Source organism: Novosphingobium sp. IK01 (genome assembly GCF_033242265.1).
Taxonomy (GTDB): domain Bacteria; phylum Pseudomonadota; class Alphaproteobacteria; order Sphingomonadales; family Sphingomonadaceae; genus Novosphingobium; species Novosphingobium pituita.
Genome location: NZ_BTFW01000001.1, coordinates 694,798 through 707,593 on the forward strand (window position 1 = coordinate 694,798; position 12,796 = coordinate 707,593).

The following is a 12,796-nucleotide window of genomic DNA, read 5'->3' on the forward strand; positions in this document are numbered from 1 at the left end:
GATCATCCCTGAGTGGCAGGCAGAACCTGCATGCTGTCCATCATGAGTCGCTTCAGCACCGCGCCGGGCGCAAGTTCGTCATCATCGGGCAGGTAGGAGGCCGGCTCTTCCAGATGCTCGATATGCGCCGCGCCGCTGGCGTCGGTGATCACCTGCACCCGTTCGGTCAGCGGGATCTCGACATGCAAATCGACGGTCTTGGCGTCGATGATATCCGCCTCGAACCGGAAGGCTTCCTTTCCGGGCTGCAACAGATCAGGCTGGTTGTGCCGCGCCCATTCGCAGATCACGAGGAACATCATCGACGGGTGGGCCGTGAAGTCCTCGACGACGATGTTCAGGGTGTATTGCCATTCGAACCCGTGCCCGCCTGCATTGGTCGCGTGGATCACGCCCTTGTCGATCCACATGTTGAAGCGGTCGGGCACCTTGGCCAGATCGGGGAACACGGCGGAAATGCCGTCGCGCAGGCTCTGGGCTTTCATGGCTTCAATCCCACAGGTTGACGGTCTCGACGATGCTGGTCGCATTGTCGGGAATGTCTGGCAGAATGACGACGGTGCCTTCGGGCAGGAACACGCCCAGTTCGGCCAGGCCGCGATTGAGCGTCAGGGCCTGTTCCAGAACGCCACCGTCCGTGGTGCCCAAAACGCGCCAGCAGATCAGATCGAGAGGCTCGTTCTGGCGCGCGGTGGCGCGGGTCGTCACCGCCTTTCGCCCTTCACAAAGGCGACGATGGCTTCTGCCATTTCAATAATGGAAGCTGGTTCAGCCTTGCTGCCTTTCAACAAAATCGATTGTTCGATAGCCCAGCGGCGTGTCTTGGTATCGCCATTTTCCCCATTGGGGATATAACCTTGGGCCGGTGGAGGGCCTTTAGGCGTAAATTCTTTTAGCGTCGGTACTTTGGGTGGGCTTTTTCGCAGGATCATGGATGTTGCCTTTCCTTTTTTACAAGAGGGCGACGGCGACACGGGTGGTTCCCATGATCGAGCGCACGGCCTGAAGCCGCCGCGCGTCAAAATCGCCGCCCTGCTGGCGCTTGGCCTCTTCGCGGCCCTGCATCGCCCCGGTGGCGGTCATGTCGGTGGAATGCTCGAACAGCTCGGCCGCCGCGCCGTAGCGCACGGCATTGGTGAACAGCACCACGAGCCGGGGCTTGCCGTTTGTCATCTGGGCCGGTCGGACGGCGGCCAGCGAGGTGAACCCGGCAGCCTCCTGGGCGGCCCGCCAGGGGGCCAGATCGTCGGTCACCGTGATCATGGCGCCTTCCAGCGCCATGATCAGCCGGGCATGCGTGACAGCCTCGCCGATGCGCAAGGCTTCGCGCATGTCGTTGCAGTCGATATCCGGCCACCACCCGTCACCGGACAGCACGGTCCCTACGGCTGACGCGAGGGGAACCGGGGCGATAACAAGGGGCGTGCTGGACATGATGCATCCTCAGGATAGGTGGGGGGTGGGGGCTTTGACCGTCTGGCCAAGCATGGCTGAAGCCGCCGGGCGCAGCCCGCCCCCCGGCGCTGTGGGGCGCATCTCTAGATTTCGGGGCTTCCCTTCGGGATCGAGCGGACCATGATGGCCTTGCGGTCATGCGCGTAGAAATCGCGCGTCTCGCCCATCGCCACCCCACCGATATCTTCCCACTGGGAATCATCCGCCGGTTCGCCCTGGTCCATCAGGAATTGGGAGACGATCACGGGGCCGGTGGCTGCGTGAACGGTGACAATCGCGGTCATTCGGCTTTCTCCGAAGCGGCTTGCGCAAGTTCGCGTTCAAGCTGGGCGATCAGTTTCTTGACCCCGCAGGTGCTGTTCAGGGCCAGGGCGCGTTCAAACTGGGTGATGGCGGCGCGGATCAGGGCGGGCTTTCCGCCAGCAACCCCGCTTTCCGCGTTCGGGTCGAAGGCTTCGGCGGCGGCCTTGAATGCCAGCCCGGTCGCCTTTTTCAGCTTGGCGCGGACCTGATCGGGCATGTCGGTCGCTGCGGTGAGGGCTTCCACGCGCTGAAGCGTGGCAAGGTCGACGGTCGACGGCAGCGTGAGACCGGCTTCGGCCACCTCTTCGGCGATCAGCGTTCCCGCCGTGCGCTTGTATCGTTCGGGCAGCGTCAGGCCGTGGCGCAGCACATGCTCGGCAATGGCCATCGCGCGCGGCCAGTCGCCGATATCAATCGACCAGACCAGCATGGTGCCGAGGATCTCGTCCTGGGCGGGCTGCTCGGCGGACAGGGCCCCGTCGACCCAATCGCGGTATCGGTCGAACAGGCCGCGCTTGATCTCGATCTTGCGTTCGAGCGACTGGGTGTTCGACAGTTGGCGCAGGTCATTGCCCAGCGCAGCGAGAAGCAGGCGATATTCGCTGGCCCCGGCGCCATGCTCTGCCGGGGCCAGGCCCTGGCCATTCATCCGCGCGCCGGTCCCGGCCTTGGCTGCTGAAACGCGCTCGACATGGGCGCGAAAGGGGCATTTCATGGGGCAAGTTCCTTGATCTGGCCCGCGCCGCGAGAAAGGCGGAAAATCGCGGCGCGGGGCCAGTTGGGCAGGCCGTCAGGGGAGGGGCTCAGGCCTGCCCAAAACGGGGTCAGGCGGCCTGGGCGATGTTTTCGACCAAGGCCGAAAAGCTGTAGTCCTCGACCACATAGGCTTCGTTCGACGACTGGTAGTCGGTCACCTGGTCAAGCTCGGGCTCGTCCTTGATCAGCCGTCGCGACTTGCCGTCCTGGTAGTAGATCGACAGGTTGTTGAGCGTGGTGATCAGGAACGCATTGGCCGGGAAGTAGGGCACACGGACGGTGGGCAGGCCCCCCAACTGCCGGTCGGCCATCACGGCAGCCTTCGCCAGCGTGTCGAGCGAGCCTTCCGCCGCGTCCATGATCGGGCCGTACTTGTCGACGATCAGGTCGTCGCCCACGAGCACGACCAGACCGGGAGCCTGACGCGCCCAGGCCGGAAGCAGGACCTGCTTTGCACGCCACACCATCGCGTCGATGCCGGTGAAATCGCCGTTCGGGCCATACGATACCTTGCCCGCGACCTTGCCGCCCTCGACAGCCGAGAGGACACGCTTCGGGCTGTCTTCGCGCATCTTCTGAAGCCAGCCCTTGTTCACGTCCTGAAGCAGCGGATTGGCTTCACGGTCAGTCTGGTCGGCTGCCGAGGTGCCGTTGAAGCCGATCGTGAGCCGGTCGAGCGCCTGGCGGGTGACGATGGCGTCGCGGATTCGCGTCTCGAAGTCCGGGAACTTGGCCCACATGTCGAGCTTGTCGTAGCGCAGGGCGGTGTCGAAGTTGGTCTGCTTGCAGAAATAGTCGGACCCATCCATCGCGGTGGGATCGATGCCCGCACGGCGCGTGCCGCCTGCCGTGTTGGTGCGCCCGGCAATCGTCCCGCCGATGCCCAGGCCGAGCTTCTGACCGCTCTGTTCATCGACCGGAATGATATTGATCTCGCTCAGGAATTCGATGGTTTCCTGCATGCGCGTCACCAGCGTCTGCTGGACCGAGGGGGCGACGGTGAACTTGCGGGTGGCGGCAATGTCCGGCGAAACGCCGTTGATCTCGGCCATCCGGCCAACGAAGCTGGTGAAGCGTTCAAGGGTTTGCGGCTTCATGGGAAATCCTTGGGGAAACTGGGGGGGAAGGGCTGATCGATCAGGCGATCAGCAGTCGGCGCGCTCCACGTTGTCGGCGCCGGTCGCGCCGGGGCGCTGGGTGAAGGTGTGCGCGGTCGTGTTCGCCAGCTTCTCCTGAAGCGCGGCGAAGGCCGCATCCGTGGCCTGCTGACGGCTTGCGAGCTGCTCCATCTGGTCCCGGTGCTGCTCGGCCAGGGTGATGACCGCCTGACCGAGGGAGGCGAAGGCCGTATCGTGACCACCGGCAGGCGCCGCCGTGGCCCCGCCATTGCCGACCGGGGGCTGGGTGGCCGGCACCTGTTCCGCGACAGGCGAAGGCCCGGTGTTGCCCTGCACCGAAAAATTGAACATCGCGCGCAGGAGGCCCAGAATCCCCGTGCTGTCCTGCACCGGGATGCTCGCATCTGCGAAATTCATCTCGACCGGCTCCGCGGCGGTGAACAGGTTGCCTTCGGCATGCTTGCGCGAGGCGAGGGGAGACGCGGCCCCCTGCCCGGCGCAGAATGCGAGCATTTCCGTGCCCAGGCTGGCCGGGTTGTCGGTGACCGCGATGCCCGCCAGATAGGCCTTGCCGGTGCCCGCGAAATTGGGGTTGATCTCGATGGAGGTGAACAGCTTCTGCCCCGCGCCGGTCAGCGAGACCAGAGAGGGCAGTGGCTTGATTTCGGCAAAGAGCGCGCGCCGCGTCTGCATCTGGCCGCCGACGTTCAGCTGCACGTCTTCGGCCTTGAGCGAAAGGATATCGCCGTAGGAGCCGAACACGCCGTCCGGGGCAATCCCGCGCACATGCTCGACATTGACGCGCGCCGCGAAGGTCGCCGGGTCATAGGTGGCCACCATCTGATCGATATCGGCGCGCTCGATCTTGCGGCCATCGGTGGTCGCGCCTTCGGTCGCCACGCGGAAAAACTTGGGGCTCGTCGCCATGCTGGATTCCATCCTGGTTATGGCGCGGATTGCGGCGGCGCCGGGTGAGGCCACACAACACCGCCGGACGCGCGTTTTCTCAACGCGCGCATAGTGTTGCTTCCGGCCTCACAATGCCGCCCGGTGCCCTTCGCGCGGGCGTTCTCCCATCGTGAAGCCATGGAAGACGCCGCCAGCCAGAACCCGCCCAACCCGAACCCGGCCAGTCTGGCGATTGCCCCGATCATCGCCCAGAATGTTCAGGCCCGTTCGCTGTACTGGCGGGGGTGGGCGATCAGCCAGATCGCGGACGAACTCGGCCTTCCCTATGCGACCGTTTCCAGCTGGAAGGTCCGCCACAAGTGGGATCAGGCCAGCGCCATCGAGCGGGCCGAGGAGGGCACGCTCGAACGGTATCTGATGCTGATCGCCAAGGAACAGAAGACCGGCAGCGACTACAAGGAAATCGACCTTCTGGGCCGCCAGTTCGAGCGGATGGCCCGCCAGCGCAAATATCTGGGCGAGGGCGGCAACGAGGTCGATCTCAACCCTGACCGGGCGAAGGGGGCCAGGGCCACCAACAAGAAGAAGGACAAGACAAAGAACCTGATCACGCCCGAGATGGCCGCGCAGCTGCGGGCGGATCTGGAAACCGGGCTGTTCGGCCATCAGTCGGTCTGGCTGACTTCCACGTCCTTGCGCACCCGGATGATCCTCAAGTCGCGCCAGATCGGTGCGACGTGGTATTTCGCGCGCGAGCGCCTGCTCGTCGCGCTAGAGACCGGCAAGAACCAGATTTTCATTTCCGCCTCGCGCGCTCAAGCGAACATCTTTCGCAACTACATCGTCCAATGGGTGCAAAAGGTCTGCGGCATCGAACTGAAGGGTGACCCGATGGTCATCCAGCGCGGCGCGGATGAAGACGGCACCCCTATCGAGGCCGTGACCCTCTATTTTCTGGGCACCAACTACCGCACCGCGCAGGGCTATACCGGCGATGTCATCATCGACGAATGCTTCTGGATCTACGGGTTCGAAGAACTGTTCAAGGTCGCTTCGGCCATCGCGACCCACAAGCAGTTTACCCGCACGCTGTTCTCGACGCCCAGCACGCTGGCCCACGAGGCCCACCCCATGTGGACCGGCGAGCGAGTCAACAAGCGGCGGGCCAAGCGCGACCGGATCAAGATCGACATTTCGCACGACCACCTGAAGGCCGGTGCCCTGGGCGCGGACAATGTCTGGCGCCAGATCGTCACCGTCTTCGACGCCATCGAGGGCGGTTTCGATCTGGTCGACGTGGAGGAACTGCAACTCGAATATGCAGCCGACGAATTCGACAACCTGTTCCGGTGCATCTTCCTTGACGACAGCCAGAGCATGTTCCCCTTCGCGCTCATGCGCCGTTGCATGGTCGACAGCTGGGACGCATGGTCGCGGGACTTCGAACCCTATGCCCTGCGCCCGTTCGGCGATGGCGAGGTCTGGATCGGCTACGACCCGAACGCCAGCGAAAGCGCGACAGCCGACGAGGCCGCCCTGGTCGCGGTCGCGCCGCCCCTCAAGCCCGGCGGCAAGTTCCGCATCCTCGAAAAGCAGCGGATCAAGGGCAAGGACTTCGAGGGGCAGGCCGCCGCGATCAAGGACATGGCCCAGAAATACCGCGTCACGCGGATCGGCATCGACACCACCGGCGCGGGCAAGGCCGTGCACCAGCTCGTGTCCAAGTGGTTCCCCCTGGCCGAGGCCTATCACTATTCGGTCCACCTGAAGGCCCAGATGGTCCTCAAGGCCAAGAACGTGATCAGCGCCGGGCGCCTCGAATTCGATGCCGGGTGGATGGATGTCCTTCAGGCCTTCATGGCGATCAAGCCGGAATTCACCAGCAAGGGCGTGACATACACCGCCGATCGCGCGGGCGGCATCGGCCACGCGGACGTGGCCTGGGCCGTGATGCACGCGATCTATTTCGAACCGCTCGACAGCACCCAATCGCCCGGCGGTTCCTCGACCATGGAGATTTTCTAAGATGGACGGTCAAGCGCATCCGGGCAATGCCGTCGCCCCGGCCCAGGGCTGGCATTCCTACGAGTTCGGCGCGCCCGAAAGCGTGCTGGACCGCAGCCAGATTTTCGACATGTTCGAGGTCGTGCGCGGTTCCCGGTGGTATGATCCCCCGATCAGCCCGGTGGGGCTGGGCAAGGCCTATCGCATGGCCTCGCACCACCAGAGCGCCATCCTGCTCAAGCGCAACCTGCTGCGGGCTTCCTACAAGCCGTCGAAGTGGCTCAGCCGGGCCGATTTCTCGGCCTGGGCACTCGACTGGCTGATCTTCGGCAATGCCTATGTCGAGGAGGTGCCCAACGTCCTGGGCGAGCCGATGAGCCTCAAGAGAAGCCCGGCGGCATGGACCCGCAAGGGCATCACGCCGGGGCAGTTCTGGTTCATCCAGCCCGGCCTGCTGACCTACGAGCCCCATTTGCTGGGCCGCGTGCATCACATTCTGGAGCCTGACCCGCTTCAGGAGATTTACGGCATGCCCGAATACATATCGGCGTTGCAGTCCGGCCTGCTCAACGAAAACGCCACACTGTTCCGGCGGCGCTACTACCTCAACGGCAGCCACGCCGGGTTCATCCTCTACATCAGCGAAGCCGGGATGCAGGAGCTGGATATCGAGGCCTTGCGCAAGGCCCTGCAAAACTCGAAAGGGCCCGGCAACTTCCGCAACCTGCTCTTGCACATCCCTAACGGGAAACCGGACGGTGTGCAGATCAAGCCCATCGCCGAGGTGGCCGCAAAAGACGAATTCCTGGGCATCAAGGAGGTGACGCGCGACGACATGCTGTCGGCCCACCGCACGCCGCCCCAGCTGCTCGGCATCGTGCCCAAGAACGGGACCGGCTTCGGCAACGTCATCGACGCGGCCAGATCCTTCTATCACCTCGAAATCGTGCCGATCCAGGAACGCCTGGCCGAGGTCAACGATTCCCTGGGCTTCGAGGCCGTCGCCTTCAAGGAGCCGGACGATATCACGGCCCTGCTTGCCAGCGTAGCGCCAGGCGCCGCGAAATAAGTTCTGCCCCGCCCGGAGAGGCGGAGGGAAGGGCGCGGACACGCCCATCACCTAATAAAAACAAAATCCTATAATTTTGATTTTGAATTTATTGATTCTATAATTCTGTAAATACGACTTCCTGTTTTATTTGGCCATCTATCACTTGGATTTGCATCCAAGGATCGAGCATTAATTATCGCAGATGGAATTTTTTCAACAAAGTCTTTGGGGTCATATGAAGATTTATTATAACTACCTCTAGCTTTCTTAAGAAGGGATTCCGCCTCAGAACTTTTCAGTTTTTCAGGAACAGAGTCTGAATAATGAAGCAACAGCCAGATCTCGAAACAGGGGTTGCTCAATGCAACCCCAAAGCCATCAGATTGCGAGCGTCGCCCAACCTCAGCCAGCGATTTTAGTGTCCAGCGATCCCGATCGATCGCTAGCCACAATTCATCGTCGTCGCTGAGCTCAAAAGTGTCACGAAATTCCTTCAGGCGAGCAAGGACGTGCTCAGGTGAACTCTTATTGTCTTCACTGACGATTGTCCGGACTTGGACTTTAGTGGATTGGAAAATATCAAAATATATCTTTTCAGTTATCTTTCCTTCTGTGGCGATAACGACGAGAGTGGCATCTCGAACTGCAGTGGTACGATCTAAGGGCCTAGCCCGCCTACTTGTTATGGGCATACAGCGGCCTCAACATTCCACCATCGCATCAGGATTCCCTAGAAATGGAATGGCACCGAAGCGCCCATTTATATAGCCTTTCCTGACATTTAGATCTGGACGGATTTTCATTTCCGCCAGGGAATAGAGATCAGAGCTACCGTCAGGGCGCTTCTGAATGAACCATATCTCGTCACGGCGCAAAAGGTCGAGGTCCATTAGGTGTGTGTTATGAGTAGTGAGGACTAGCTGTCCAGCTCCCTTACGCAAAAACTCCTCGACGAAACGATAGCTTAGCATCGGGTGCAATTTGCGGTCTAACTCATCAACAACATACACCCTATCGTCCTTCGGGTCTGCGATCATTGGGGCTAGATCAAGCATTCTCCTTGTACCTGATGATTCTTCATCAAATGAAAATTCTACCTTCTCTCCTCGTGTGTCTAGGCGAACAGCCTCGAGACTCCTCATGGCGATCTCGCCATTCGCATCACGATCCAGCACAAAAGATATCCCGTCATCCCCTTTGACGTGAAGGCATTCGTCGGCCTCCATGCTCGATATTTGTTGCATGAAATGGTCCGGCAATTTTTCAGAAAAGGCAGAATCTAGCTTAATAGTTCGAGATGAGAGATTAGAAATTCCAACATCGCATCGACGCAAAAATCCTTCCAGAAATTTGCGAAATTCTTCATCACGACCAACCCTATCAAATAGTGGCGCATAATTTGACGTTGCAGTTATGGTTACAAGCTTTTTTGTAATCCATTCATATGCTGGATCAAGAAGAGGAATTTTACGCTCATCCAGTTCGGATAAGAATGGCCTATTCTCCTTCAGTCCTGCAGAAAGAACTTCAAGATATTTGCTCATCTTTAAGCCCTTAACCGGGCTAGGCTCCCTCTTAAGACTATCTCCTGGAACGAGCGATGTCTCAAATGAATCATTATTTTTCTTACTGGTTCGCTCAAATAGAAGAATTTCCTTTCCCGATCCATCCGTCCGAAAAAGCCATTCCTCAGAGACTATTTTACCATTAACTACAACGCCATACTCGTAATCAAACTCCCCCTGCCGAAATTCGATTACCATTCGTGTCGGCTCTTTCCCAAGATCGGGATCGAGTTTGAAGCGAGGAACGCTCCATTTCTGCTCGGCAACCAAATCTTGCAAAGCGGAAATCGCACGAACTAAATTGGTTTTGCCATGCCCATTAGCCCCATAGAGGGCAGCCAAGCGCAGAGAGTTTGGGCGGCCATCAGGGCCTTGAGTGACATGTGAAGGGTGTCGATCGTCATTTGTCGCGACCATGGACAGCACCGACTCGGCGCCAAAACAGTAGGCATTTTGGACCGTAAATCTAAGAAGCATTGTTTTTCCTGAATTTTCCGAATGACTTCGTGAAAAAATCTCTTCTAACAGCCTTATCAAGGGATTTGGTGTGCGTGAAGCGCTCAATCAGGAGATTTTTTCACGCCCCTTCCTCGCTACTATGACCGCTCGGCACAAATATGCCACACCTCAGTCCTACGCTTGTGGCAGGAAAGCCAAGTCGAGTGGCATTATGGCGTCCAGGGTAAGCCAACGCAGATAGGCTTAGGCCGTAGACTCATAAACACGGAGCCACAGCCGCATTGAGGCCAGTTGGACCATGGCGAGGAAGTTTTCTGCCAACTTGTCATAGCGCGTTGCGACACGGCGGAAGTGCTTCAGCTTGGAGAAGAAGCGCTCAATCAGGTTCCGCTCGCGGTACAGCCACGTGCTGAAGTACGGTTTCGACCTCCGATTGGCCTTGGGCGGAATGTTGGCAAACGCTCCCTTCTCACGCAGTGACGCCCGGATGCGATCAGCATCGTAGGCCTTGTCCGCCAGCACGATTGTTCCGGCACCGACATGTTTGAGCAGATGGTCGGCAGCTTGGCCGTCATGGCTTTGTCCTGCGGTCAGGCTCAGCCGGATCGGGAGGCCTTGCCCGTCGACGACCGCGTGGATTTTGGTTGTGAGTCCACCCCTGGAGCGACCGAGACAATGATCTCGATCCCCCTTTTTGCCGTCGCAGCCTGCTGGTGCGCCCGGATAGATGTGCTGTCGATCATCTGAATGTCGCCGTCGTGGGCGGCGGTAATGGCGTCCATCATCCGATCCCACACTCCTGCTTTCCGCCATCTTACAAAGCGGTTGTAGCAGGTGGTGCGCGGGCCATAGCGCTCGGGCAGATCGCGCCAAGGCGCGCCGGACCGCAACACCCAGAAGATGCCGTTCAGCACGCGGCGGTCATCGACGCGCGGCACACCTCGGGGCTTATTCGGTAACAGCGGTTCGATCACGCGCCACTCGAAGTCGGTCAAGTCATATCGGCTCATGCCAAGCCTGAATCAGATTTTGACGGAAGAAGAAAGTTCGAGCCAATGCCGCTATGCCGCTCGGCTGAGCAGGTCTGCAACGATCTGCCCCAAAGCCGAGGCCGAATTAGCAGATGGAACCGCTATATCCGGCTCCGGCTCAAAGCCCTCTTTGCTACCCAAATTGCGATAGGGGGTGACTTTGAGCAAACTCCCGTCGCTCACGACACTGACATGCTTGGACAATTTCATGAACGTGGTCCACGAACGAACGCCGGCGGCCGCCAGCAATGGCTTGTCGATGTGTGCATCGGGCGGCGGCGTCGGGACGCCTTCCTGCGATCGAGCCAAAGCCTGTTCGATGGCGCGACCCAACTCATCATGCGAAGGCTGGCTGAGGCAAGCCACTTGCTCATCGTCGATCCAAAAACCCGCCGCCGTCTTGTGCGACGCCGTCACAAACAGTTGCCCCTTGCGTTCATAGATGGCGGCCAGCTTCTTCATGCCTGCACTTTGCGCTCGAAGGGCGTGCCTGTCCACACGGTGGCCGCTGGTAATCTAGCATCACAGATTTATGGGTTCACGGCCTAGTCCAGAGCTTCAATGGCCGCTTGCGAGTCGGTTGCAATCGACGGGGCGAGGCACGTGGAAGGCCGGTTTGGCGTCGACTGACTTTCCCGGGGCCGCACCGGAACGGCATAAATTGGGCGATATACGCCAGAGGGGAGAACCGCAGTTCAATGGTGGTAACAGACCATTCAAATTTGCCTACGTTGCCAGGGTTTTTCTAGCTTTCTATGTGTATTCGTGTATACATTTATACGGGCATACACATGGTATCGAAGGAACCCCAAGGCCATGAAGGTGATCGCTATTCTTTCCCAGAAAGGCGGCGTCGGAAAGACCACATTGTCGACGTGCCTGGCTGTGGCAGCGGAAGCCGACGGCAAGTCGACCGCCATCCTCGATCTTGATCCGCAGGCGACGGCATCTTTCTGGTCGGACGTGCGCGAGAGCGAAACCCCGGCAGTCAGTTCGTTGCAGGCCGTCCGGCTCGGCCCGGTGATCGCGGCGGCCAAACGCGCCGGAACAGACCTGGTCATCATCGACGGCGCGGCAGTCGCCCGCGACGTTGCCTATCAGGCTGCTGCCCACGCGGATCTCGTCCTGGTCCCGACGAAGGCGGCAGTGTTCGACACCATGAGCATGACCCACACGCTGGATCTGGTCCGACAACTTGCCAAGCCTTCAGCCGTCGTGCTGACCTTTGTCTCGCCACAAGGCACCGAAACGGCTGACGCCATAGCCGCTGTCGAGCAGTTGGGGGCCGCTGTCTGCCCCGTAACCATCGGCAACCGGAAGGCATTCTTCCGCGCCCAGGGCGCCGGACTGACCGCGCAAGAGTTCGAGCCGAAGGGCGCGGCAGCGGCTGAAATCCTCAATCTATACAAGTATACGTGTATACGCCTATATGATGGCATGAAGGATTCGGCCACATGACCAAGAAGACCGCAGGCAACTCGCTCCAGGCGATGCTCGACCGCGCATCGAGCGCAGAAGAAGGTCCGGTCGCCGCCGCCACGCCATCGGGCATGGCAGGGGCGCGCCCTCGTGGCCGGGATCGCGCAGCGACCGAAACCGCCGGGGGCAAGCAGATCAAACCCTCGCGGGTCGGGACGAAGATGATCGGCGGACACTTCCCGCCCGAGATCAGCATGCAGTTGCGCATGATCGCGGCAGAAGAGGACACCACCGTCCAGGCCCTGTTGGCCGAGGCGATTGCAGACCTGTTGACGAAGAAGGCCGGTCGGAAGATCGCCCGATAGGCGGGCTGGGAGCCCCGCCCAGAGGGGGCGGGCTTGAATGGACATGGCCCGCATGCGACTGCACAAGCGCCCTGAGCGGGGCCGGGATCGATCCCCGGCCCCATTTTTTTGCCTATCCCGCCCCGGCCAAAACTTTGGGGAAGGGGGCCACCACCACCCCGGCTATCGGCATTTCCCCCACGCCTCGCCTCCGCGCTCTTTCCCCCGAAATTACGCACTTCGGCCGAGATCGAGGCGAAGCCGGAACAGCCCGAAATCCGCCGTTTTCCGGCCCTTCCGACCCATCACATTACAATGTGACCCGTTATGCAAAATTACGCAGGTCAATGCCCTCTCGGAACGCACTTCGGGGGCAGGTCTG

At 60.3% G+C, this 12,796-nt stretch carries 16 protein-coding genes; 4 read left to right on the top strand and 12 right to left on the bottom strand.

Going from position 1 to position 12,796, the window contains the following annotated elements; genetic code table 11:
* Positions 1-2: 2 nt before the first annotated feature.
* From SBI20_RS03290 to SBI20_RS03325, 8 genes are all read right to left on the bottom strand, one after another.
* A complete protein-coding gene (locus SBI20_RS03290) occupies positions 3-485 on the bottom strand; it encodes a phage tail protein (protein ID WP_317973701.1) in 483 nt (160 codons plus the stop codon).
* Positions 486-489: 4 nt separating this feature from the next.
* The gene (locus SBI20_RS03295; RefSeq protein ID WP_317973702.1) at positions 490-708 is read right to left on the bottom strand and encodes a tail protein X; all 219 of its coding nucleotides are present in this window, start codon (positions 706-708) and stop codon (positions 490-492) included.
* Entirely contained in the window at positions 705-932 is a 228-nt protein-coding gene (locus SBI20_RS03300) for a hypothetical protein (protein ID WP_317973703.1), read from the bottom strand. Before SBI20_RS03300 ends, SBI20_RS03295 begins: the two co-directional genes overlap by 4 nt.
* 19 nt (positions 933-951) lie before the next feature.
* Positions 952-1,434, bottom strand: a complete 483-nt coding sequence (locus SBI20_RS03305) for a head completion/stabilization protein (RefSeq protein WP_317973704.1) — start codon at positions 1,432-1,434, stop codon at positions 952-954.
* Between the two features lie 104 nt (positions 1,435-1,538).
* Positions 1,539-1,739 (bottom strand): hypothetical protein, encoded by a 201-nt coding sequence (locus SBI20_RS03310; RefSeq protein WP_317973705.1) that lies wholly within the window; start codon positions 1,737-1,739, stop codon positions 1,539-1,541.
* Positions 1,736-2,473 carry a phage terminase small subunit gene (gene gpM / locus SBI20_RS03315; protein WP_317973706.1) on the bottom strand — a complete coding sequence of 246 codons (738 nt, stop codon included), beginning with the start codon at positions 2,471-2,473 and terminating at the stop codon, positions 1,736-1,738. The genes SBI20_RS03310 and gpM overlap by 4 nt, the downstream gene beginning before the upstream one ends.
* A 109-nt stretch (positions 2,474-2,582) precedes the next feature.
* Positions 2,583-3,611, bottom strand: a complete 1,029-nt coding sequence (locus SBI20_RS03320; protein ID WP_317973707.1) for a phage major capsid protein, P2 family — start codon at positions 3,609-3,611, stop codon at positions 2,583-2,585.
* A 48-nt stretch (positions 3,612-3,659) separates the two neighbouring features.
* Positions 3,660-4,559, bottom strand: a complete 900-nt coding sequence (locus tag SBI20_RS03325; protein WP_317973708.1) for a GPO family capsid scaffolding protein — start codon at positions 4,557-4,559, stop codon at positions 3,660-3,662.
* Between the two features lie 159 nt (positions 4,560-4,718).
* On the opposite strand from SBI20_RS03325, the gene SBI20_RS03330 reads away from it, so the two are divergent.
* Positions 4,719-6,566 carry a terminase large subunit domain-containing protein gene (locus tag SBI20_RS03330; RefSeq protein WP_317973709.1) on the top strand — a complete coding sequence of 616 codons (1,848 nt, stop codon included), beginning with the start codon at positions 4,719-4,721 and terminating at the stop codon, positions 6,564-6,566.
* A gap of 1 nt (position 6,567) precedes the next feature.
* Positions 6,568-7,614: a phage portal protein gene (locus SBI20_RS03335; RefSeq protein WP_317973710.1), complete on the top strand. Its 1,047-nt coding sequence runs from the start codon at positions 6,568-6,570 to the stop codon at positions 7,612-7,614.
* Positions 7,615-7,682: 68 nt separating this feature from the next.
* Here the strand turns inward: SBI20_RS03335 and SBI20_RS03340 are convergent, their stop codons facing one another.
* The 4 genes from SBI20_RS03340 to SBI20_RS03355 all read right to left on the bottom strand — a co-directional run bounded on the left by SBI20_RS03340 (position 7,683) and on the right by SBI20_RS03355 (position 11,113).
* On the bottom strand, positions 7,683-8,288 hold the full coding sequence (locus tag SBI20_RS03340) for an RloB family protein (protein ID WP_317973711.1): 606 nt from the start codon (positions 8,286-8,288) through the stop codon (positions 7,683-7,685).
* A 9-nt stretch (positions 8,289-8,297) separates the two neighbouring features.
* Positions 8,298-9,725 (bottom strand): AAA family ATPase, encoded by a 1,428-nt coding sequence (locus SBI20_RS03345; RefSeq protein WP_317973712.1) that lies wholly within the window; start codon positions 9,723-9,725, stop codon positions 8,298-8,300.
* Between the two features lie 138 nt (positions 9,726-9,863).
* Positions 9,864-10,630 (bottom strand): IS5 family transposase gene (locus SBI20_RS03350; protein WP_317973651.1). Its coding sequence is split into 2 segments (ribosomal slippage): positions 9,864-10,318 and positions 10,318-10,630, totalling 768 coding nucleotides; the frame shifts between segments, so codons are not numbered across the junction.
* Positions 10,631-10,681: 51 nt separating this feature from the next.
* Complete coding sequence (locus SBI20_RS03355; RefSeq protein ID WP_317973650.1) at positions 10,682-11,113, bottom strand: hypothetical protein; 432 nt, start codon at positions 11,111-11,113, stop codon at positions 10,682-10,684.
* Between the two features lie 354 nt (positions 11,114-11,467).
* On the opposite strand from SBI20_RS03355, the gene SBI20_RS03360 reads away from it, so the two are divergent.
* On the top strand, positions 11,468-12,109 hold the full coding sequence (locus SBI20_RS03360; RefSeq protein ID WP_317973713.1) for a nucleotide-binding protein: 642 nt from the start codon (positions 11,468-11,470) through the stop codon (positions 12,107-12,109).
* On the top strand, positions 12,106-12,435 hold the full coding sequence (locus SBI20_RS03365; RefSeq protein ID WP_317973714.1) for a ribbon-helix-helix domain-containing protein: 330 nt from the start codon (positions 12,106-12,108) through the stop codon (positions 12,433-12,435). Before SBI20_RS03360 ends, SBI20_RS03365 begins: the two co-directional genes overlap by 4 nt.
* The last annotated feature ends 361 nt before the right edge of the window (positions 12,436-12,796 follow it).

Bases quoted from the DNA above. Each gene is read 5' to 3' on its own strand.
- SBI20_RS03290 (WP_317973701.1), bottom strand. From the start codon at position 485: ATGAAAGCCCAGAGCCTGCGCGACGGCATTTCCGCCGTGTTCCCCGAT.
- SBI20_RS03300 (WP_317973703.1), bottom strand. From the start codon at position 932: ATGATCCTGCGAAAAAGCCCACCCAAAGTACCGACGCTAAAAGAATTT.
- SBI20_RS03305 (WP_317973704.1), bottom strand. From the start codon at position 1,434: ATGTCCAGCACGCCCCTTGTTATCGCCCCGGTTCCCCTCGCGTCAGCC.
- SBI20_RS03310 (WP_317973705.1), bottom strand. From the start codon at position 1,739: ATGACCGCGATTGTCACCGTTCACGCAGCCACCGGCCCCGTGATCGTC.
- gpM (WP_317973706.1), bottom strand. From the start codon at position 2,473: ATGAAATGCCCCTTTCGCGCCCATGTCGAGCGCGTTTCAGCAGCCAAG.
- SBI20_RS03320 (WP_317973707.1), bottom strand. From the start codon at position 3,611: ATGAAGCCGCAAACCCTTGAACGCTTCACCAGCTTCGTTGGCCGGATG.
- SBI20_RS03325 (WP_317973708.1), bottom strand. From the start codon at position 4,559: ATGGCGACGAGCCCCAAGTTTTTCCGCGTGGCGACCGAAGGCGCGACC.
- SBI20_RS03330 (WP_317973709.1), top strand. From the start codon at position 4,719: ATGGAAGACGCCGCCAGCCAGAACCCGCCCAACCCGAACCCGGCCAGT.
- SBI20_RS03335 (WP_317973710.1), top strand. From the start codon at position 6,568: ATGGACGGTCAAGCGCATCCGGGCAATGCCGTCGCCCCGGCCCAGGGC.
- SBI20_RS03340 (WP_317973711.1), bottom strand. From the start codon at position 8,288: ATGCCCATAACAAGTAGGCGGGCTAGGCCCTTAGATCGTACCACTGCA.
- SBI20_RS03355 (WP_317973650.1), bottom strand. From the start codon at position 11,113: ATGAAGAAGCTGGCCGCCATCTATGAACGCAAGGGGCAACTGTTTGTG.
- SBI20_RS03360 (WP_317973713.1), top strand. From the start codon at position 11,468: ATGAAGGTGATCGCTATTCTTTCCCAGAAAGGCGGCGTCGGAAAGACC.
- SBI20_RS03365 (WP_317973714.1), top strand. From the start codon at position 12,106: ATGACCAAGAAGACCGCAGGCAACTCGCTCCAGGCGATGCTCGACCGC.